Origin of the sequence: Chryseobacterium sp. ISL-6, from assembly GCF_018613715.1 — a bacterium.
Lineage (GTDB): Bacteria > Bacteroidota > Bacteroidia > Flavobacteriales > Weeksellaceae > Chryseobacterium > Chryseobacterium paludis.
Genome location: NZ_JAGGPT010000006.1, coordinates 491,438 through 513,510 on the forward strand (window position 1 = coordinate 491,438; position 22,073 = coordinate 513,510).

At 36.6% G+C, this 22,073-nt stretch carries 15 protein-coding genes; 10 read left to right on the forward strand and 5 right to left on the reverse strand.

Annotation, left to right across the window (positions count from 1 at the left end; translation table 11 throughout):
• Positions 1–6 precede the first annotated feature (6 nt).
• The 5 genes from J7E44_RS13140 to J7E44_RS13160 all read right to left on the reverse strand — a co-directional run bounded on the left by J7E44_RS13140 (position 7) and on the right by J7E44_RS13160 (position 4,393).
• Positions 7–1,275, reverse strand: a complete 1,269-nt coding sequence (locus J7E44_RS13140; protein WP_214830492.1) for an acetyl-CoA C-acetyltransferase — start codon at positions 1,273–1,275, stop codon at positions 7–9.
• A gap of 10 nt (positions 1,276–1,285) precedes the next feature.
• Positions 1,286–1,891 (reverse strand): TetR/AcrR family transcriptional regulator, encoded by a 606-nt coding sequence (locus tag J7E44_RS13145; RefSeq protein ID WP_214830494.1) that lies wholly within the window; start codon positions 1,889–1,891, stop codon positions 1,286–1,288.
• A gap of 99 nt (positions 1,892–1,990) precedes the next feature.
• Positions 1,991–2,971, reverse strand: a complete 981-nt coding sequence (locus J7E44_RS13150; RefSeq protein WP_214830496.1) for an alpha/beta hydrolase — start codon at positions 2,969–2,971, stop codon at positions 1,991–1,993.
• Between the two features lie 45 nt (positions 2,972–3,016).
• Positions 3,017–3,433, reverse strand: coding sequence for an OsmC family protein (locus tag J7E44_RS13155; protein WP_089028566.1), 417 nt, complete (start codon positions 3,431–3,433; stop codon positions 3,017–3,019).
• An 87-nt stretch (positions 3,434–3,520) separates the two neighbouring features.
• Positions 3,521–4,393, reverse strand: coding sequence for a helix-turn-helix domain-containing protein (locus J7E44_RS13160; protein ID WP_214830498.1), 873 nt, complete (start codon positions 4,391–4,393; stop codon positions 3,521–3,523).
• Positions 4,394–4,541: 148 nt separating this feature from the next.
• Here J7E44_RS13160 and J7E44_RS13165 point away from each other — a divergent pair, with 148 nt between their 5' ends.
• The 10 genes from J7E44_RS13165 to J7E44_RS13210 all read left to right on the forward strand — a co-directional run bounded on the left by J7E44_RS13165 (position 4,542) and on the right by J7E44_RS13210 (position 22,016).
• Positions 4,542–5,420, forward strand: a complete 879-nt coding sequence (locus J7E44_RS13165) for an AraC family transcriptional regulator (RefSeq protein WP_214830500.1) — start codon at positions 4,542–4,544, stop codon at positions 5,418–5,420.
• Positions 5,421–5,845: 425 nt separating this feature from the next.
• Positions 5,846–8,806, forward strand: a complete 2,961-nt coding sequence (locus J7E44_RS13170) for a SusC/RagA family TonB-linked outer membrane protein (RefSeq protein ID WP_214830502.1) — start codon at positions 5,846–5,848, stop codon at positions 8,804–8,806.
• 14 nt (positions 8,807–8,820) lie between these two features.
• Complete coding sequence (locus J7E44_RS13175) at positions 8,821–10,455, forward strand: SusD/RagB family nutrient-binding outer membrane lipoprotein (RefSeq protein ID WP_214830510.1); 1,635 nt, start codon at positions 8,821–8,823, stop codon at positions 10,453–10,455.
• Between the two features lie 165 nt (positions 10,456–10,620).
• Positions 10,621–11,913 carry an MFS transporter gene (locus J7E44_RS13180; protein WP_214830512.1) on the forward strand — a complete coding sequence of 431 codons (1,293 nt, stop codon included), beginning with the start codon at positions 10,621–10,623 and terminating at the stop codon, positions 11,911–11,913.
• A gap of 42 nt (positions 11,914–11,955) precedes the next feature.
• Positions 11,956–12,927, forward strand: a complete 972-nt coding sequence (locus tag J7E44_RS13185) for a glycoside hydrolase family 130 protein (RefSeq protein ID WP_214830514.1) — start codon at positions 11,956–11,958, stop codon at positions 12,925–12,927.
• 88 nt (positions 12,928–13,015) lie between these two features.
• Positions 13,016–15,250: a GH92 family glycosyl hydrolase gene (locus tag J7E44_RS13190; protein ID WP_214830516.1), complete on the forward strand. Its 2,235-nt coding sequence runs from the start codon at positions 13,016–13,018 to the stop codon at positions 15,248–15,250.
• Positions 15,251–15,283: 33 nt separating this feature from the next.
• Positions 15,284–16,711, forward strand: a complete 1,428-nt coding sequence (locus tag J7E44_RS13195; protein ID WP_214830517.1) for a glycoside hydrolase family 125 protein — start codon at positions 15,284–15,286, stop codon at positions 16,709–16,711.
• A 113-nt stretch (positions 16,712–16,824) separates the two neighbouring features.
• On the forward strand, positions 16,825–18,981 hold the full coding sequence (locus J7E44_RS13200; RefSeq protein WP_214830519.1) for an endo-beta-N-acetylglucosaminidase H: 2,157 nt from the start codon (positions 16,825–16,827) through the stop codon (positions 18,979–18,981).
• 71 nt (positions 18,982–19,052) lie between these two features.
• Entirely contained in the window at positions 19,053–21,440 is a 2,388-nt protein-coding gene (locus J7E44_RS13205) for an endo-beta-N-acetylglucosaminidase H (RefSeq protein ID WP_214830521.1), read from the forward strand.
• 78 nt (positions 21,441–21,518) lie between these two features.
• Positions 21,519–22,016, forward strand: a complete 498-nt coding sequence (locus J7E44_RS13210; RefSeq protein WP_214830523.1) for a cupin domain-containing protein — start codon at positions 21,519–21,521, stop codon at positions 22,014–22,016.
• Positions 22,017–22,073: the final 57 nt, after the last annotated feature.

Genomic DNA, 22,073 nt, shown 5'->3' on the forward strand with positions numbered 1-22,073 from the left:
TAATTCTTATTTTTCTAAGATCATTGTAATTCCCTGCCCTCTGGCCGCACAAATTGAAATAAAGCCTTTTCCACTTCCTTTTTCATTTAAAAGTTTAGCCAGTGTGGCAATTATTCTACCACCTGTTGCTGCAAATGGATGGGCTGCAGCAAGGCTTCCTCCTTTTACGTTAAGTTTATTTCTGTCTATTTTTCCCAATGCTTTTTCGAGGCCAAATTTTTTAGCGAGATCATCATTTTCCCAAATTTTAATTGTTGCCAGAACCTGTGCTGCAAAAGCTTCATGGATTTCATAATAATCAAAATCTTCGAGACTGATTCCTGCTTTTTTCAACATTCTTTCTGCTGCAAAAACAGGCGCTAAAAGTAAATTTTGTTTATTTTCAACATATTCAATTCCGGCTAATTCTGAAAAGGTAATATAAGCTAAGATCGGGAGGTTATTTTCTTTTGCCCATTCTTCACTTGCTAATAAAATAGCTGAAGCTCCATCTGTAAATGGGGTAGAATTTCCAGCTGTTAAGGTTCCTTTTTGTTTATCAAAAGCGGGTTTTAACTGAGCTAATTTTTCAAGACTTGTATCAAGGCGCAGGTTGTTGTCTTTATCCAGGCCAAAAGCAGGGGTGACCATATCACTAAAGAAACCTTCATCATAAGCTTTTGCCATATTTTTGTGACTTTTAAAAGCCAGTTCGTCCTGATCTTCCCGGGATATCTGGTAGTATTTTGCAGTTATTTCCGTGTGTTCACCCATCACTAAACCAGTTTTGGGTTCTTGCCCTTTATAAGGAATTGGCATCCAGTCTTTCAGCTTAGGACTTAATAATTGCTTTAACTTTCCGAAAGCTGATTTTTCTTTATTAGCTTTAAGGAGAGCTTTACGCAATCTTGCTGATGATTCAAAAGGAATATTGCTCATTGCTTCGACACCACAGGCGATGCCACTTTCTATTTGGCCTAAGGCAATTTTATTTCCAATATAGATTGCGGCTTCAATTCCAGTATCACAGGCCTGTTGCAGATCACATGCCGGAGTTGCCTGATCCAGAGAAGTATTCATTACGGTTTCTCTGATGAGGTTGCTTTCCGAAATATGTTTGATAACAGCACCACCGGCAACCTCTCCAAGAAGTTTCCCTTTCAGATGATAGCGGTCTATTAATCCATTTAAAGCAGAGACCAGCAAATCCTGATTTCCGGCATTTGCATAAGCGGTATTCATTCTGGCAAAAGGAATTCTGTTGTATCCTATAATAGCCACTTTTTTTGTTTCCATATGATAAAATTTATGATGGAATGATATTGAGTTCCTGATCTATAATTAATAATATTCTGTCTAAGGCAAGATTTAGATAGCTTTCATCACCAGTTGTTTTGGAAAGTAAAATTCCTCCTTCGGTTAGCATAATGAATAGGGAAGCCAATTCGTTGGCGTTCGCATTTTTCTTAAGCTCTCCATTTTTCTGGCCTTCAACAATTGTTGTTGAGATTTTTTTAATCCACCCCTCAAAAGATAGAGTTACCTGTTTTTTTAGTATTGGGAAAGTATCGTCTGCCTCAGTAGCAGCATTCATCAGAGGACATCCGCCATTAAGAAAAACTGCTTTCCAGCTTTTGCGATAAAAATTGACAAAGGCCTTTAATTTATCCAGGGCAGAAGGAAAGTCCTCTCCCAAAGATCTGGCCATACTCTTACTCAATAATGTTGAATTGTATTTATAAGCTTCAAGCGCCACTTCGTCTTTGTTTTCAAAGTTGCCATAAATACTGCCTTTTGTTAATCCTGTAGCTTCCGTAATGTCCGAAAGCGTCGTTGAGAGATAGCCTTTCTTATTAAATAAGGGGGCTGTGGTCTCAATGATAAACTGTTTGGTCTTTTCTGCTTTTGACATAATCATGAAATTATATGCAAATATACGAAAATATACCAAATGGTATATTTGGTTTTAAAATTAAGTCTGAGAGTGTTAACTCCCAGACTTAATATGATTTTACTTAAATAAAGCTTCTTTTATTGTTGAAGCTGCCTGAGCTATTGATTCCTGAATGGCGGGAATGTGAGCCAATGGATTCAGCATTCCGTAATCGTGAATGAATCCTTTATAAACAGCAAGTGTGGTAGGAACTCCTGCTTCGTCCAATTTTCTTCCGTAGGCTACCCCTTCGTCATGAAGAATATCATTTTCAGCAACGTGAAGCAATGCCGGAGGTAATCCTTTCAGTTCTTCAAGAGAAGCCTGATATGGTGAAGCATATTTCTCTTTTCTTTTTTCAAGATCTGTGGTATAGTTATCCCACATCCATTTCATTAACGGAGCAGTTAAAAATCTTTCCTGTCCATATTTTTCATAAGATTCTCTTGAGAAATCAGAGTCAGTAACTGGCCATAATAAAACCTGGTATTGAAGTTTTGGTTCGTTTTTGTCTTTTGCCATCAAAGAAACTACTGCAGCCATATTTCCACCCACACTATTTCCAACGACCGCTAATTTTGAACCATCAACGCCAATATCTTTCCCATTTTCAGCAACCCATTTTGTAGCGGCATATGCTTGATTAACAGCTGTAGGATATTGAGCTTCAGGAGAAGGTGTGTAATCCGGGAATACTGCAACAGCACCACTTTTTACAACAAGATCCCTCACTAATCTTTTATGAGTAGGAAAATCTCCTAAAACCCATCCGCCACCATGGAAGAACATAAATACCGGAAGGTTATCTTTTGCTCCTTTAGGTTTTACAATGTGGATATTTAGTGAAATTCCATCCTGGGTAATTGTTCTTTCAGACTCTTCAATATCAGAATAATCAAAACTTACTGATTTTTGTGCTCCCACAAGAACTTGTCTTGCGTCTTCAGGCGACATTTCTTCAATTGGTTTTCCGCCTCCACCGTTGAGTTCTTTAAGAAATGCGCGAATATCTTTTAGAATATGTGGATCGGTTTCTGCGGGTTGGATATGGTGTGACATAATGTTTGGTTTTTAAGGTTGTTAATTGGTTATAGTAGTAAGGTTTTAAGCTAAAGTAGCATTCAAGGTAATTTCAAAATTGAAAGCTGCACTTACAGGACATCCTTCTTCAGCTATTTTAGCATACTTTTGGAAATCCTCTTCAGAAAGGCCAGGAACTTTTGCAGTTAAAGTTAATTCCGACTTCGTAATTTTTCCGATACTTGGATCAAGGGTAATCACAGAAGTTGTTTTTAATTCCTCAGGAGTAAAACCTGCTTGTGATAACTCTGCGCTTAGTTTCATGGTAAAGCATCCTGCGTGAGCAGCAGCCAATAACTCTTCCGGGTTTGTTCCTACTCCATCAGCAAAGCGGCTGTTGAAAGAATACTGTGTTTCGTTTAAAGTAGTACTTTGAGTCGTTAAACTTCCTTTTCCTTCTTTGATGTTACCGTTCCAAACGGCTGTTGCGTTACGTTTCATAATGTTTTGTTTTTAAATTATTTTAAATTGATTTTTGATATGACAAAGGTATGGTGTTGATGGGTTGATCTCAATAGATAAAAAGAACTAAATATTGTACTTTTTTCCCGATGAGTAACTTTTTTTGAAATTGGAAGGTGTACTGCCTACTTTGTTTGTAAAAAGTCTGTTGAAATAAGCAGGGTCTTCATATCCCAGGTCGTAAGCAATTTCTTTTACCGGTTTATCCGTATAAAATAGTAGCCTTTTCGCTTCGAGCAAAATCCTGTTAATGATCAACTGATTTGGAGATTCCAAATTTAAATGTTTAAATTTATGAGTCAATGTTTTTGGGGCAATACGCAATATTTCTGCATAATCGGCAACATTATGTTTTTCCCTGAAATGGATTTCCAGGTTTCTGCTAAAGTCTCTGAATACATCCAATTCATTACCAGGAATATTAACGACATCCGTTTCCAGGTTTTGCTTTTTCCATTTTCTTGTTGAATGAATGATAATCTGTTTCAGATAGGTTCTGATCATTTCCTCATTCGACGACTGTTTCCATTCGAGCTCATGCCTTATATTTTTAAGTAAACTTTCAATAACGATAGACTCCTCTGAATCAAGTTCTACTTTTGGAATTTCAAAAATGTTGTGAAAAAGAAGCCCATCACAGGCAACTTCTTTATCGTGGATCTGAATGCAGTAAAAGTCCCTATTATAATAAAGAAGAACAGATTCGTTCGGGTTTCCCTTTTTTACATCGAGGTATTGATTAGTAAGAAAAAACAGCGTAGGTACGTCTGTCTTGTAATGATTGAAATCCACACTGAGTTCATATCCAGGAGGAACAAAAAAAATTTTGATCTCGGAACGGAACCTATTTTCTTTAAGGGTGTCTAAATTTTCTTCAGAAAAAACATCGAATCCAAACTTTTTATAAGGGTCTTCAAAAATTAAACTTTGTGAGAGCATTGATATACTTTAACAATAAAGATACAAAAATGAATAATGTCAATTCTATTAATTCTTCGTATCATGCATGTAAGAATAAAAATTTATATATTTCCGATAATTCTATGATCAATATTTACATTTAAATATAATTTTCTTTAAAAACTATATGAGCAGTTTAGAAAATATTCTGAGAGAAATAACTCCTCTATCTCCAGAGGATAGTTTTCTTGTATTTGACAGGATAAAAACATCCTTTGATTTCCCCTATCATTATCACCCGGAAATTGAGATCAATTTTATTTATAAAGGAAAAGGATATCGCAGGATGGTAGGTGATCATACGGGAGAGATCGGAGAGATCGAATTAGTGCTGGTTGGTCCTAATCTTCCACATTGCTGGGCGAATTATAAATGTAAGAACAAGAAAACGTATGAAATTGTAGTACAGTTCAATCAGGATTTCTTTAACCAATCTCTGATGCAGAAAAATATTCTGAAACCCATTAGCAATTTGATCAATGAATCGATCAGGGGAATTTTGTTCTCGAAGGAAACGGCAGAAAAGCTGAAGGAATCATTTCTTAATTTATCAAAGATGAATAGTTTTGAATCTTTTATAGAGATCATGAAAATTCTCAATGAATTGGCTACCGCTGAAAATAAAACATTTTTATCATCCTATAGTATTGAACTTGAGACATTTGTGGATAGTGATAAAATGAAAACTATCCATGATTTCGTTCATAAAAACTTTGAAAATAAAATCACCTTAGATCATATAGCCTCACTGATCAATATGAGTAGTGTGAGCTTTAATAGGTTTATCAAGAAAAGGACAGGTAAAACTTTTGTGAACTACCTCAATGAGATAAGAGTAAGTTATGCTGCCCGTTGGCTAATGGAAAAAAACCTTACTATTTCTGAAATTGCTTTTGAAGCAGGTTTTAATAATATAGCCAATTTTAATAAGGTTTTTAAATCCATAAAAAAAACAACACCCACAGAATTTAAGGAGCAGTTTAAAGGAGTTAAAAAGATAGAATGATATTTTTTATTTAAAAGATTTCATATTCTTGAGTCCGGATTTAGGTATTCGGATTTTCTTTTGATAAGCAGTAAACCGATAAGAATGACAGAATAAATTGATTATAAATCACAATTTGCATGCAAAAATCATCAAAAACACCTATTATTTTTAATCTCTAAAAGTATTATAAAAGACTGTCTGTCAGGAGAAAATAAGACGGCTTAAAAAATGTTAGAAAAAATAATATCGTTTTATGACAAAATAGTATTATATCTAATTGAGCACAAAAATTAGATTTGTCAATATGAATTAAATTTTAACAAAACTTTAATTGTTTGGTGTTTATGATACATAAATGTTAAGCAAAATAAGTTGGGTTTGTTTTATAAGTAAAAACAAGATGTAAAGTACTGATTCTAAATTAAACACTATTTAATCTACCTATGAGAAAAACTGCTATACCGGTTTTATTAGCCTTTTCTGTGTTTGGATATGCACAAGAAGCTAAGCCAGCCGATACAACTAAAACAGCCGATATTGAAGAGGTTGTTGTGACATCTTTGGGGATCAAAAAACAAGCACGCTCTCTTACCTATTCAAGCCAACAGATTGGCGGAGATGAACTGACTGCTGTAAAGACTCCCAATCTTTTAAATTCCATCAACGGAAAAGTTTCCAATGTGCAGATCAATAGAACCAATGGTGTAGGAAGTTCCGTAAGAGTGGTAATGAGGGGGAATAAATCTGTATCTAATAGTCAGCCATTGTATGTGATCGATGGAATTCCAATCATCAATGATGCGGGGAAAGCTCCTGAGATCAGTCAGTATTCAAGTATGCCAGATGCGGGGGATGTATTAAGCTCCATCAACCCAGATGATATTGAAAGCATGAATTTTCTTAAAGGAGCTTCAGCTTCAGCGCTCTATGGTTCTGCAGGTGGTAACGGTGCAATATTAATCACAACAAAAAAGGGGAAAGCCGGAAGAAGTTCTATTAGCTATAGTTCTAGTTTCAGTGTAGAACGGGCATATAGTCTTCCTAAATTGCAACACAGTTATCTATCCTATGATCCATCTGTGGCGAACGACACTCCAGGTGCCTCTGTTCAGAGTTGGGGAGCAAAAGGATCTTCTAAGGATTACTTAAAAGATTTTCTACAAAACGGAACAACATGGGTTAATAGTCTTTCATTTCAATCAGGAAATGAGAAATCAACAAATTATTTTTCTTTAGGAAATACAACCAACAAAGGAGTTGTTCCTCTTTCTTATTTTGATCAGTACAATGTCTCTTTCAGAAACTCCAGTAAATTTCTGGATGATAAATTAACGTTGGATGCTAACTTCATTGGTTCCATACAGAATAGTGAAAACAGACAATCCCCGGGGGTATCTTTTTCTCCCTTAACGAGTCTGTATTGGTTGCCTAGAGGAGTAGATTTTGATCAGTATGGGGGAGATAATTATTCCTACATTGATAAAAATCGTTTACTTCCAGCCCAAAATTGGTGGGAGGTAAAGCCAGACGGATCATTTAAAGGAAATCCTGCTACACAGAATCCATATTGGATATTGAATAGAGATAAGGTGACAGTAAGTAACAAAAATACATACAGTGCAGTAGCTCTATCCTACCAGATCAATCCTTGGTTGACTGCCAGAGTGCGTGGAAACTACAGCTGGAGTATCTCCGATAGCCAGAGAGGAATTTCTGCCTACTCAGACCCGGCATTGTTGGTCAATGGAACGAATGGAAGATTGCTTAGAAATACATATGAAAATTCTTCCACTTATGGAGATGTTTTATTGGTTGGTAGCCCAAAATTAAGTGAGGATATTTCTCTAGACTTTACAGTGGGAGGAAGTATTAATACAACAAGAAATAAAGTAACGCAAATTGATAACGCCAGTCTGGTAACACCCAATTTATTTGCACTAAATAACCTTTTGTGGCCAGGAAACAGGGCTCCGGGAGATGGGTATCATTATATTTATTATAACTTAAAAAAACAGGTACAGTCATTTTTTGCCAGTGCGTCTGTTGGATACAAAAATATGTTGTACCTGGACATGACATTCAGAAACGACTGGGATTCTACTTTGGCCTTAACTGGTAGAAAAGGATTTGACTACGAATCAATAGGTGCAAATGCTATATTATCCTCGGTCTTTAAACTTCCGGAAGTTATTAATTTCTGGAAATTAAGGGCATCTTATGCTACTGTTGGGCTAGGGTTGCCACCAAATATATCAAACGCAATGCTAGAATATAATAAAGGATATTCTTTTGGAGTAGACGCAGGAACAATTGTATATCCTAAGAGTTCATTTGTTACTGATCCCCGTTATAAGGATCTATTTCCAAAACCGGAGCTTAATAAAACATTTGAAGCAGGTACTGAATTGAGAATACTTAGAAACAGGCTTAATTTTGATTTTACTTATTATGACTCTAATGCTACTAATCAATTGTTAGAAACATTGATCTCTTCCAATTTAGGAGGCATTCCTACTGGTTCATATTATATTAATGCCGGAAAGATACAGAATACGGGGTTTGAATCTTCATTATCATACAAGATTTTCAACACAGGGAAATTTGATTGGACAACCACATTGAATGGATCTGTGAACAAAAACAAGATCGTGGAACTATTTCCGTCAAGCCTAAATATTCCTCAGGATCAACTGTTTTCATTGACTGGTGGTGGAAACTACACAAAAATGAAATTGGGAGGTTCGTTTGGTGATATTTATGGAATTAAATATCAAAGAGACGATCAGGGTCGTATTTTAGTGGATAAAGATGGTATTCCATTAGCAACTACAGGGAGCCTTGGTTATTTAGGTAACCCAAATCCTAAATTTATCTTAGGTTTTAACAATAATTTTAATATTGGTAAATTAGGCATTTCCTTCCTTGTTGATGGGAAATTTGGAGGACAGGTATTATCACTTACTGAAAAAGCGAATGATGTTTATGGTGTGAGCCAGGCTTCTGCGAATGCTCGTGATGCAGGAGGGGTATCTATTCCAAATTCAGTGTATGCACCGGGAACACCTAATGCAGGACAGATCTATACTGGCAAAACAGATCCAAAAGCATACTATAAAGCAATTGGAGGAATTGAAAATAATACAGGGATTGATGAGGCCTATATGTATAGTGCTACAACAGTACGTTTACGCCAGGCATCAGTCTCCTATACCTTTGATGTGAATTCAAAATATATGAGAAGTGCAACAGTAAGTCTTGTAGGAACGAATTTGTTTTTCTTCTATAAAAAGGCGCCGTTCGATCCTGAGCAGGTATCAGGAAATACACCTGGTGGTGTAGGGGTAGATTCATTTGGATTACCGATCACCCGATCTATTGGATTATCACTAAAAGCTAACTTCTAATTTTACAATACAAAATGAAAATCATTAATATAAAAACATGGGTACTAGGAGTGGTAGTATTAGCTTCTGCTTCCGGATGTACCAGTGAACTTGATCAATATAATCAGGAAAAGTTAGGAGGGCCTGAAAATTTTTATGCAGATTTTAAATTGGTGGTAGACCCTTTAGTTTCTATGCAGAGAGGGCTTCAGGCAGATTACCAGCTCTATCCTAATTTGAGTGCCGATATGTTCAGCGGGATGTTCAGTACAGCATCACAGTTTAATGGGGGAAAAAATAATATGACCTATTATATGATGGATGGATGGAACAACAGGATTATTGCTAGACAACAGGATATTTTCAATTATTCTATCAACATTGATAATGCTGCTAAGAAAATCTATCCAGGTATAGATTTTAAAGGAACATTTGCAGTTAAAAAAATATTGAGAGTAATTACTGCTGCAAGGGTTTCTGATAACCATGGTCCAGTAGTATACAGTAAATATGACACACCGAATGCCAATGGTACTACGGATTTTGATTCTCAACAAAATGCCTATAATCAGTTTATTATTGATCTTACGGCTGCTATTAATGATCTACAAATGATACAGAATAGCCCTGCAACACAAAATGTAGAAGATAAATCTGCATTAAAAAAAGCAGATTTAGTCTATCAGGGAAATATGGGTAAATGGGCAAAATTAGCTAACTCTCTTAAATTGAGGTTAGCGATGCGTATGAGTTATGCTGATCCTGCAAAATCCAAGCAATATGCTGAAGAAGCGCTTGCATCATCTGCAGGATTAATTACTGAAAATGAAGATAATGCTTTGATCAGCGTTGGTCAGTCTGAATTGAGTTTCATTATCTATGGTTGGGGAGATTGTCTTATAGGAGCACCATTAATGGCCTATATGAACGGGTATAATGACCCTAGACTTCCTGCCTATGCAATTCCTGCAACGGACAGTGATGCTCAAATTAATGGGAAGTATATTGGAATACGACAAGGAATTGATTTATTAAATGGGAAAACTACTTATGGAGGATTTTCTCAGCCACAGGCAAAATCGGCAAATGGAGATTATTTCTCTGCTACTGACGGTAAAATGAAATTGTTTACCGCTGCCGAAACCTGGTTCCTGAAAGCAGAAGCAGCACTGAGAGGTTATGCTGGAGCTGGTGGAATCCAGGCAGATTATGAAACTGGAGTTCAGCAATCTTTTGGTGAATGGGGGAAAAGCGCTAGTGTTGCTGCATATCTTGCCAATAACACTGCTACAGAAGCTCCGTATGTTGATCCAAAAAATACCGCTAATAATATAGGTCTTGGACACCCTGAATTGAGTACGATTACCATTGCCTGGAACAATGCTGATTCTAATGAACGAAAATTAGAAAGGATCATTACCCAAAAGTGGTTGTCGCTTTATCCTAACGGACCTGAAGCATGGGCAGAGCAAAGAAGAACCGGTTATCCTATTCTTTTCAAAGTAAGACAAAATGATAGTGGCGGGCTTATCAGTACAGATGCAATGATTCGTAGAATTCCATTTACTGTAGATACTAAAAATTCACTTTTTAATTATCCTCAGGCCTTGCAATATTTAGGTGGAGCAGATACAGGTGGAACTAAACTATGGTGGGATAAGAAACCATAAATTTAATTTAAAAAATTAAAAATTTAGGGGAAGTCTCAAGGGTCAGATTTTATTTGATTTTTTTCGTTCCGATGTAGGAAGAATCTATTGTTTTTTTTATTTCTTCATCAAGTTTCGTTTAAATCGGAATGAACCCTTGGGATACTCTCTTTGTATAAAAGTAATATGGGAAAGACCAGCTCCGAGACTCATTCAATAAAACCTATTTTCTGGATTTCAACATTGTATTTTGCAATGGGTGTACCCTTTGTGACTATTAATGCTGTTTCCGGGATCATGTATAAGGATATGGGGGTTTCGGATTCAAAGATTGCTTTCTGGACTGCTCTGATTTTATTTTCCTGGACACTTAAGCCTCTTTGGAGTCCTTTTTTGGAAATCTATAAAACAAAAAAATTCTTTGTTGTTTTTACTCAATTTGCGATAGGGATTCTGTTTGCTTTGGTTGCATTCACTCTTCCATTACCAGAATTTTTCAAGTATAGTATCGCTCTTTTTGCTGTTGTTGCGTTTTGTGGATCGACACATGATATTGCAGCAGACGGGACTTATATCAATTTTTTAACCAATAAAGAACAGGCAAAATATATAGGATGGCAGGGAGCGTTTTACAATCTGGCTAAGATTATCAGCAGTGGAGTACTGGTTTACTTCGCTGGGGTTTTAGAAAAAACGAAGGGAGTTACTCATGCATGGATGATCATCATGGGAGTTTATGCGGCCTTATTTTTCATTTTGGCCATTTATCATTATTCTATTTTACCGAAAGAAAATAAACAGGAAAAGCAGAAAAATGAAAAAACGGCTGGAAATGTCCGGCATGAACTTCTGGAAGTGATTACTTCTTTCTTCACAAAACGTAATATTATGTGGTCTGTATTGTTCATTATTTTATATCGTTTTGCAGAAGGATTCGCCATAAAGATTGCCCCATTGTTTTTCAAAGCACCAAGAGCTTCCGGAGGATTAGGATTATCAACATCGGATATTGGTCTTATTTATGGAACCTATGGATCGGCTGCGTTTATTTTAGGGTCTGTGTTGGCAGGCTATTTTATTTCTGCCCGAGGGTTGAAAAGATCTTTAATCTGGCTTTGCTGTGCTTTCAATGTTCCGTTTGTAGTATATGCCTTATTGGCTCATTACCAGCCGGGTACTCTTTTACCCGTAAGTATTGCTGTTGTCGTAGAATACTTTGGCTATGGGTTTGGTTTTGTTGGGCTTATGTTGTATATGATGCAGCAGATAGCACCGGGAAAACATAAAACAGCCCATTATGCATTTGCAACAGGGATCATGAATCTGGGTGTGATGATTCCCGGAATGTTCAGTGGAATGATCAGTGATTGGATCGGATACAAAATGTTTTTCATCTGGGTTCTGATTGCTACTATTCCTGCATTTGCAGTCACATTTATAGCACCCTTTCCTCATCCGGAAAAACAAAAAGAAGAATAATTCAATTATCAAATAATTTTAAATAAAAGTAAAAAATACTTTATGACACCTCAATCAGCAATGATCCCTTGGCAGGATCGTCCGGTAGATAGTCACGATGTAATGTGGCGTTTCTCCGAAAATCCAATTATCAACAGATATGCGATACCTACATCAAACAGTATATTCAATAGTGCCGTAGTTCCTTTTGAAGATGGATTTGCGGGAGTTTTCAGATGTGACAATAAAGCCGTGCAAATGAATATTTTCGCAGGTTTTAGTAAGGACGGTATTAACTGGGATATCAATCACAATCCTGTTGAAATGCAGGCAGGAAATACTGAAATGATCGAATCTGATTATAAATACGATCCACGTGTTGCCTTTATTGAAGACCGTTACTGGATCACATGGTGCAACGGATATAATGGGCCTACCATAGGAATCGGTTATACTTTTGATTTTAAAGAATTTTTCCAGTGTGAAAACGCTTTTTTGCCATTTAACAGAAATGGAGTGCTTTTCCCCGAAAAGATCAATGGTAAATATGCGATGTTGAGTCGTCCAAGTGATAATGGGCATACTCCGTTTGGAGATATCTACATCAGCTATAGTCCGGATATGAAATACTGGGGTGAACACCGTTGTGTAATGAAAGTAACACCTTTTGAAGATAGCGCATGGCAATGTACTAAGATCGGAGGTGGCCCGGTTCCAATAAAAACCGATGAAGGATGGTTGTTATTCTATCATGGAGTAATTAATACATGCAGTGGTTTCCGATATTCGATGGGAGCTGCATTGCTTGACCTTGAAGATCCTTCAAAAGTGTTGTACAGAACAAAACCTTATCTGTTAGCTCCGGCAGAATTGTATGAGCTAACAGGAGATGTTCCTAATGTGATTTTTCCTTGTGCAGCATTGTCGGAAGGAGATAAAGTTACTGTATATTATGGTGCTGCTGATACCACAGTTGCTATAGCTTTTGGATATATCTCAGAAATTATTGATTTTATGAAAAACAATTCTATTTAAATTGTAATGAAAAGCGTCATTTTCTCGCTTTTAAAATAAAATTTTCATTTTTTTGTGTTGTCTTAAAAATGTTCAAGATCTCTCTATTATGAAAAAAGAACTGCTTATCTATTTTTTTATTGCTCTGTTTTTTCAAACGGTTAATGCTCAACAACGGAAGGATGATGTCCTTTCATGGGTGGATCCCTTTATAGGAACTGGCGGGCACGGCCACACATTCCCGGGAGCTACAACACCTTTCGGAATGATACAGTTGAGCCCCGATCAGAATACAAAAAGTGGTGACTGGGATTGGTGTTCAGGATATCATTACAGCAGTAAGACCATAATGGGGTTTAGCCACAATCACCTTAGTGGAACCGGTTGGGCTGATCTTGGAGATATTTTGGTAATGCCTACCGTTGGAAAAGTAAAAATGCTTCCCGGTTCAGAAGAAAATCCGGAGAGCGGTTATCGTTCCAAATTCAGTCATGAAAAAGAAACTGCCTCACCTGGATATTATTCTGTGATGTTGGATAGTTATGGCATAAAAGCAGAATTGACGGCTTCGCCAAGAGTAGGCTTTCATAAATATACATTTCCAAAGAGTGATGAATCAAACATTATCATTGATCCAACGAACAAAATCTTCGGAAATATTAATCATACACTGGTAAGAATAGAGGGAAATAACAAAATTTCAGGCTATTGCTACAGTAATGGATGGGGTGGAAAAAGATTTGCCTATTTCGTAATGGAATTTTCAAAACCATTTAAGTCTTATGGAACCTATTCTGAGGGAAAAATAAAAGATAATGAAAATTTTGCCCTTGCTAAAGATGCAAAAGCATATGTAAGGTTTTCTACTGAACAGAACGAAAGCATCGAGGTAAAAGTGTCTTTATCTCCGGTAAGTACAGAAGGAGCAAAGGAAAATTTTGACGCTGAAGCAAAAAATATTGATTTTGCCAAAGCTAAAGAAACAGCACAAAATACGTGGCGGGACCTCTTGAATAGATTTCAGATAACAGGAGGAACAAACGATCAGAGAAAAATCTTCTACACAGGAGTTTATCATACTTTCATTGCACCAAATCTATATATGGATACCAATGGAGATTATGTAGCCGCTCAGGAAAATATGAATACCAAATGGTTCACAAACTATAGTACGTACTCGTATTGGGATGGTTTTAGAGCGACACATCCCCTGCTTACTATTATGGATCAGAAGCATACTAAAGAATTTGCAAATTCTCTGATCAGTAGATATACAGACCGTAAAGATCATATGCCGATATGGGAGCTTTGTGGATATGATAATTTCTGTATGCTTGGTTACCATAGTGTATCAGTTATTTGGGATGCCATTTCTAAAGGAGTGCCCGGAATTGATCAGGAGAAAGCATTCGCTGCAATGAAAGACGCTTCTTTAACGGATAAAATGAGCAGCAGTGATGGCGGTGGCGGTCTTAATGATTACATCAAACTTGGTTATTCACCATCAGAAAATGGGGCTTCTGTTTCCGCAACTCTTGAATATGCCTATGACGACTGGTGTATTCAGCAGCTGGCAGAAAAATTAGGTAAAAAAGAGGATGCGGAAGTTTATAAGAAACGTTCAATGAATTTCCTTAATACATTCAATAAAGAGAATAGCCATTTCTGGCCGAAACAAAAAAACGGTCAATTCTTACCTGATTTTCCGTTAAATGACTGGAAAAAATTACAACCTCATTGGGTTTCAGGAAATATCTGGGCGTATGATTTCTTTGCTCCGCATCAGATTGATGAAATGATGAATCTGTATGGCGGAAAAAAAGGATTCGAAGAAAAACTGGATAAGACTTTTACCGAGGCACTTAAAATGGAGGGTGAGCAGCATGTTGATATTTCAGGATTTATTGGATCTTTAGGATTTGGTGATGAACCGGGACATCATGTTCCTTATCTTTATAATTATGCGGGAGCTCCATACAAAACTCAGAAAATGATAAAATTCATCCGCGATAATATGTATGCAGCAAAACCTGATGGAATTGTAAATAACGAAGATTGCGGACAGATGTCAGCCTGGTATATTTTCTCTTCATTAGGATTTTATCCGGTTACTCCAGGTAAGCCGGTTTACGCGATTGGAGCTCCTCAGTTCCCTAAAGTTTCTTTAAAACTGGAGAATGGGAAAACTTTCACCGTGATTGCGGACAAAATATCTGATAAGAATATATATGTTCAGAAAATGTATCTGAATGGGAAAGAATTTAAAAGCTGGGAATTGAACCACAGCGACATTATGAATGGTGGCGAATTGAGATTTGTGATGGGAAATAAGCCCGTAAAATAGAATTAATAAAATAACAACGAAATAAAAGTATCAATGGAAAGGAGAAAATTTTTAAAAACAAGTGCATTAGCTGGAGCAGGTTTATTATGGAGTCAGAATACATTTGCGAAAAGTTTTAGCTTTGAAGAATTCCCTGTGGTCCGTGTTCCTAAAGATAAAAGGCATTTTACCAGTGAAGCAGTAGAAACTGCGATTTCAGCGTTTAAAAAGAAAGTTAAAAATAAAGAATTAGCATGGCTCTTCGAAAACTGTTTCCCGAATACATTAGATACTACAGTTTTTTATAAAGAAATTAACGGAACTCCCGATACGTATGTTATTACCGGAGATATAGATGCCATGTGGCTTCGTGATAGTTCGGCTCAGGTATTTCCTTATCTACAGTTTTCAAAAAAGGATGAAAAGCTACATAAGCTCATTTCTGGAGTAATACATAAGCAAACACAATTCATCTTAAAAGATCCTTATGCAAATGCATTCTATAATGATGATAATAAGATAAGCAAGTGGAAAGAGTATGATCATACAGATATGAAACCCGGTATTCACGAGAGAAAGTGGGAAATCGATTCATTATGTTATCCTATTCGTCTGGCGTATAATTTCTGGAAAACAACGGGAGATGTAAAACCTTTTGACGATAACTGGTTGCGGGGTATTAAACTTACTTTACAAACTTTTACTGAGCAACAGAGAAAAACAAACTTAGGTCCTTACAAATTCGAACGTACGACGGCTTGGGCTACAGATGGAATCCCGATGGGAGGTTATGGTTATCCTACGAATCCTGTAGGTCTTATCAATTCAATGTTCCGTCCAAGTGATGACGCCACTATTTATGCGTTCCTGATCCCATCTAATTTATTTGCAGTAGTAAGTTTACGACAGGCCGCGGAGATGGTTTCGGAGATAAAAAATGAAAAAGCTTTGGCTCAGCAATTAAGCAGTCTGGCTGATGAGGTCGATGCTGCCGTCAAAAAGTATGGAATCTACGATCACCCCGAGTATGGGAAAATATATGCTTTTGAAACGAATGGTTTCGGTAGTTATAATTTGATGGACGACGCCAATTGTCCGAGTCTTTTAGGTTTACCTTATCTGGGAGCAGTGAAAGCTGATGATCCTATCTATTTAAATACCAGAAAATATGTGTGGTCAAAGGATAATCCTTTCTTTTTCAAAGGAAAGCTGGCTGAAGGAATTGGCGGACCACATATCGGTCTTGATATGATCTGGCCAATGAGCATCATTATGAAAGCCCTTACAACTAAAGATAAAGGTGAAATAAAATGGTGCATAGAAACTTTACAAAAAACGCATGGTGGAACAGGTTTCATGCATGAATCCTTTAATAAGGATGATGACAAAAAGTTTACAAGAGAATGGTTTGCATGGTCCAACACCTTATTTGGAGAATTATTATGGAAAACCTTTAACGAAAATCAAGATTTATTGACGTAGAAACTTTACAGTAACACCAGGTTCTTTTTTTGTTCATAACATTTAGATAAAGCTTAATTCAAGCTGTTTTCCAGTATTTTATACTTTAAAAAACAACAAAACCAAGTCATATTATGAAAAAAAAATCCATTCTTATTGCACTGATCTTATTGATTTTTCAGTCAAACTCTTTTATCAAAGCACAACAGCTTAATCCTTTGGGAATCTGCTATGTAGAAGTGAACAATAACAATATCCTGAATGCAGGATCGTACAAACTGCAAACATCAGATAAATACTTATTTGGTGTGGTAAATATTTTTGCTGCAAACCTTAACTATGACGCCAACAGAGGCAGAGCATATCTGTATTGTAATAATAATGTAACCAAAGTACTTACCAATGCAGATACTTACATCAAGCCACTTCAGCAAAAAGGAATGAAAGTGGTATTGACCATTTTGGGGAATCATCAGGGAGCGGGACTTTGTAATTTTCCGACCCGTGAAGCTGCTAAAGATTTTGCTTTACAACTTGCTCATACCGTAAACACTTATGGTTTAGATGGTATCGACTTTGATGATGAGTATTCAGATTACGGTCAAAATGGAACCGGGCAGCCTAATGACAGCTCTTTTGTAATGCTGATTCAGGAATTAAGAGCATTATTGCCGGATAAGATCATTTCATTTTATTATTATGGTCCAGCTTCATCAAGACTTTCTTGGAATGGAAACAGAGTAGGAGATAACATTAACTACAGCTGGAATGCAATGTATGGTACTTTCTCTGCACCAAGTGTTCCTCCTCTTACAAAGGCGCAAATTTCCCCAGCAGCCATATGGATGGGAAATACTTCTAATTCTACAACAACCAGTTTGGCAAGTCAGACTAAAACTGGAGGATATGGGTTATTTCTTTGGTATGATCTTCACGGAACTAGTGAGACCACACAACTTTCAGCAGGAACACAAACATTGTATGGAGAACAAACTGTTTTAAGCTCTCCTTTACAGTCATGGGCACAAGGAACCAATTGTGATGCTCCAATTGGATTGTATACAAGCAATCTTACCGGGACAAGTGTAAAACTAAATTGGTCAGCTGTTGGAACGAATACTTATGATGTAGATTATAAACCAGCTTCTTCAAATACATGGACGAGTGTTGCAGCTGCTACTACTTCCACTTCGGTAACGATATCAGGATTAGCGCAGAATACGGAATATGATTGGAGAATCAGGACAAATTGCAGTGTAAAAAGTACCTATAATTTTGCTCCAAGATTTAACAGTGGTACCGGAACAACCGTTCCAACAGGTTCTTATGCTCTTTCCTTAGATGGAAGCAGCGAATCAGGCTCAGCCGGAAATCTTAATTTAAGCGGTTCAGCATTGTCTTTTGAAGGGTGGATAAAACCATCATCTTTTAAATCAGGATTCCCTTATATTTCATCTATTATGGGAACAGAAATAAGCGACAGTAATTCTGCATTTTTACGATTAGGAGATGGTAATCTTGCCAATAATAAACTTCAGTTTGTATTAAGTATTAATAATGTACAACAAAAGTTGGCTTCTAATATAGCATTAAATGCTAATACATGGTATCACGTTGCGGCAACCTATGATGGGTCTACTATGAAACTGTACATCAATGGAACTCTGGATGCAAGCCGTTCCCAAAGTGGGAACTTCACTTCTAACGGAGCATTTAATGTTGGTTATTTATATAATGTATCCCGAAATTTCAATGGTAAAGTAGATGAGGTTCGCGTTTGGAGACGGGCATTAAATCAGACAGAGGTTAGCCAGAATATGTGTAACGTCACACTTCCAGCTACTTCTCTCGCTGCCTATTGGAAGTTTAATGAAGGAAGTGGTTCATCAGTCCAGGATACTTCAGGAAACGGTGTTATACTGACTTTAACCGGAATTGATGCTTCTAACTGGGGAACAGATATTCCATGTGCTACAGGGACTCAAAAAATTTCAGAAAACGGAAGAAATCAAAAAGGAACAGGACTGGAGCAAGTGGCTGGTAAAAAACAAATAAAACTGTATCCTAATCCTTTAAGTAAATCATCACCGCTTACTATTTCTGTTCCTGAAGAATATAACAAAGGGAAATTAACGGTCTATAGTTTCAGTGGAAGTATCATAGAAATAAAAACATTAAATACTGGGAATAACCAATATGAGATGTCTAAACTTTCAATAGGAAATTATATCATTCAATTTGAGTCTCAAGATGGAAGCCTGAAACATACTGAAAAATTAATCGTTAACTAATAATATTTTCATTGGTAGAATCATTGAGTCTAAGCCCAGTGATTCTACCATTTCTAAAAACAAATTTTAATATGAAAAAAAAATCTATTCTTATTGTATTGATTTTATTGATCTTTCAAGCAAAATCATTATTAAATGCGCAGCTTAATCCTTTAGGAATATGCTATGTAGAAGTGAATAACAGCAATATGCTAAATGCAGGGTCTTATACTTTGCAAAACACCAACAAGCAACTTTTTGATGTTGCTATTATTTTTGCAGCTAATATTAATTATGATGTTTCTAAAAGTAGGGCCTACATCTCCAGCAATAATAATGTCACAAAAGTATTGAACGATGTAGATACTTATGTAAGGCCTTTACAGCAAAAAGGGATCAAAGTACTGCTGGATATTCTTGGAAATCATCAGGGAGCAGGGCTTTGTAACTTTCCAAACCGCGAAGCAGCGCGTGATTTTGCATTGCAGATTGCAAATACCGTTTATACCTACGGTTTAGATGGTGTTGATCTTGATGATGAATATTCTGATTATGGAAATAACGGAACAGGACAGCCTAATAACAGCTCTTTTGTTATGTTATTACAAGAGCTTAAAGCTGCAATGCCGGATAAATTAATCACTTTTTATTTTATCGGCCCGGCAACGACAAGACAGAGTTACAATGGTGATCAGGCAGGAAATTACATCAATTATGGATGGAATGCTTATTATGGAACGTATAGTGCACCTAGTATACCACCTCTTGCTAATTCCAAGGTTTCAGCTGCAGCAACCTGGATACAGAATACTTCTGCATCTACACTTACCACTCTGGCTACCAATACAAAAAATGATGGCTATGGAGTATTTATGTGGTATGATCTTAAAGGAACAAATGCTGCCAGTTATTTGAGTACAGGATCGAATATTCTTTATAATGAAAACACACAGCTAAGCGGTCAGCTTTATTCTTGGACTCAGGGGGCAACTTGCGATCCGCCACTGGGGCTTGAAGTTACTAATGTTACAGGAACGACAGCGAAACTAAACTGGACTTCCAATGGATCTCAGACTTATAAAATTGATTATAAAGCGGTAGGCTCAAATACGTGGATTAATGCAGCCAATAATTATACAGGAAGCAATATCGTCATTAATAATCTAACTCTAAGCACAGATTATGACTGGAGAATACAATCCAATTGCTCTTCAACTTTAAAGAGTACTTATCTTTTTGCACCGAGATTTAATTCAGGAAACGGATGTGAAACTCCGGCTGGTTTAGTGTCAAGTAATTATCTGGGAACAACTACTAAATTATCCTGGAATACAGGAACTGCGTCTACTTATACACTGCAATATAAAACTGCTGTTGCATCGACGTGGACTACAGTTCCGAATATTTCAACCAACACCTATACTTTACAAAATTTGTCAGAAAACACAAACTATGTATGGAAAGTACAGTCAGTATGCGGTGGAACTAATACCAGCACATACTCAGGTGAAGCTACTTTTAACAGTGGTTTTCTTCCTGTTCAAAGTCCTGGTCCAAGATCACTTTCTTTCAATGGCAGTACAAATTATCTTAATGCTGGGCAATTTAACCTTAGTGGAAATGCTTTAACATTCGAAGGTTGGGTTAAAGTAAATTCATTTAAGCCTGCCTTCCCTTACATTTCATCAGTGCTTGGTATTGAAGTTGGAGACAATAATTCAGCAATATTAAGGTTTGGTGATGGGAATCTTGCGAATAACAAATTACAGTTCATCTTAAGTTTTGGGTCGTCCCAGATAAAACTTAATAGCATTACAGGACTGAATACAAATGCCTGGTATCATATAGCGGCAACTTATGATGGTGTATCCATGAAGATCTACATTAATGGAAATCTGGATGCAAGTGTTGCTGCAACAGGAAATTTTACAGCAAATGGGATCCTTTACCTGGCGAGAAATTATGATAACTCCAGAACACTCAACGGTTTCTTAGATGAATTCAGAGTTTGGAAAAAAGCATTAACACCTCAGGAGATTATGGATAATAAATGTAATATTGCAGCAAATTCATCTAGCCTTGAAGCTAATTGGAAAATGGATGAAGGTAGTGGCAATGGAGCTTTAGATGCTACTTCCAATACTCATTTTGCGGCTTTAATCAATATGTCCGCTTCTAACTGGAGTACAGATGTTCCTTGCAGCACACCATTATCTACAAGAGATGTTGACATGGATAAAGGGAATAGTGTATATCCAAATCCAGTTAAAAAAGGAAATGATATTCATTTTATCATCAATGATCATTCTGCTAGTGAGGTTGTACTTTATGATATTTCAGGAAAGTTGGTTAAAAAACAGAATATTGATAAAAATAATATCACAGTTAATACCCAAAATTTAGCCACTGGTACTTATATTTATAAAATAAAATCGGCGAACGATCAAATTATTTCTTCGGGAAAGGTAATCGTAGAATAGATATCAGGATGAATAACTTCATAGATTTGAAGTAATAATTAAACAAATAGAATTAAATTTAAATAGCATTAAAACTGTATGAGCGCAGAAAAAAAAGAAGTATTTGAGAAAGTAGAGAAAATGTTAGAAGCTCAGGGCTTTAATCTTGCTGCAAAAGATGATGGAAGACCTTGGGGTGGTTTTTTTGTGATTGATGAAAATCAGGCACAGGATTTTGCCAACCGGTATTTTGATGGGATCGATGTAGAAAGCCTGAAGATAGGTGGAAAACTAAGTCCAAAGATTTTGGTTGTTGCTCCTGAAGCCAGATTAAGCTGGCAGTATCATCACAGAAGAGCTGAGATCTGGCAGGTTGTTGAAGGAAAAGTAGGCATCAAAACTAGTGATACTGATGAAGAGGGGGAATTGATAGAGTATAACCCTAAGGATCAGATAAAACTTCAGCAAGGCGAAAGACACCGCTTGATAGGTTTAGATGATTGGGGAGTTGTGGCTGAAATATGGCAGCATACTGATGCGTCTAATCCATCAGATGAAGATGATATCGTGAGAGTACAGGACGATTTCGGAAGATAATTCTAAAATAATTATATCTGCCTCTGTCCGTCATTTCTCCCACTAAGAGAGATGATG

Excerpts from the sequence above, each read along its gene's own strand:
- J7E44_RS13170 (WP_214830502.1), top strand. The coding sequence starts at position 5,846 with ATGAGAAAAACTGCTATACCGGTTTTATTAGCCTTTTCTGTGTTTGGA.
- J7E44_RS13175 (WP_214830510.1), top strand. The coding sequence starts at position 8,821 with ATGAAAATCATTAATATAAAAACATGGGTACTAGGAGTGGTAGTATTA.
- J7E44_RS13205 (WP_214830521.1), top strand. The coding sequence starts at position 19,053 with ATGAAAAAAAAATCTATTCTTATTGTATTGATTTTATTGATCTTTCAA.
- J7E44_RS13195 (WP_214830517.1), top strand. The coding sequence starts at position 15,284 with ATGGAAAGGAGAAAATTTTTAAAAACAAGTGCATTAGCTGGAGCAGGT.
- J7E44_RS13140 (WP_214830492.1), bottom strand. The coding sequence starts at position 1,275 with ATGGAAACAAAAAAAGTGGCTATTATAGGATACAACAGAATTCCTTTT.
- J7E44_RS13190 (WP_214830516.1), top strand. The coding sequence starts at position 13,016 with ATGAAAAAAGAACTGCTTATCTATTTTTTTATTGCTCTGTTTTTTCAA.
- J7E44_RS13145 (WP_214830494.1), bottom strand. The coding sequence starts at position 1,891 with ATGTCAAAAGCAGAAAAGACCAAACAGTTTATCATTGAGACCACAGCC.
- J7E44_RS13210 (WP_214830523.1), top strand. The coding sequence starts at position 21,519 with ATGAGCGCAGAAAAAAAAGAAGTATTTGAGAAAGTAGAGAAAATGTTA.
- J7E44_RS13160 (WP_214830498.1), bottom strand. The coding sequence starts at position 4,393 with ATGCTCTCACAAAGTTTAATTTTTGAAGACCCTTATAAAAAGTTTGGA.
- J7E44_RS13155 (WP_089028566.1), bottom strand. The coding sequence starts at position 3,433 with ATGAAACGTAACGCAACAGCCGTTTGGAACGGTAACATCAAAGAAGGA.
- J7E44_RS13165 (WP_214830500.1), top strand. The coding sequence starts at position 4,542 with ATGAGCAGTTTAGAAAATATTCTGAGAGAAATAACTCCTCTATCTCCA.
- J7E44_RS13185 (WP_214830514.1), top strand. The coding sequence starts at position 11,956 with ATGACACCTCAATCAGCAATGATCCCTTGGCAGGATCGTCCGGTAGAT.
- J7E44_RS13180 (WP_214830512.1), top strand. The coding sequence starts at position 10,621 with ATGGGAAAGACCAGCTCCGAGACTCATTCAATAAAACCTATTTTCTGG.
- J7E44_RS13200 (WP_214830519.1), top strand. The coding sequence starts at position 16,825 with ATGAAAAAAAAATCCATTCTTATTGCACTGATCTTATTGATTTTTCAG.
- J7E44_RS13150 (WP_214830496.1), bottom strand. The coding sequence starts at position 2,971 with ATGTCACACCATATCCAACCCGCAGAAACCGATCCACATATTCTAAAA.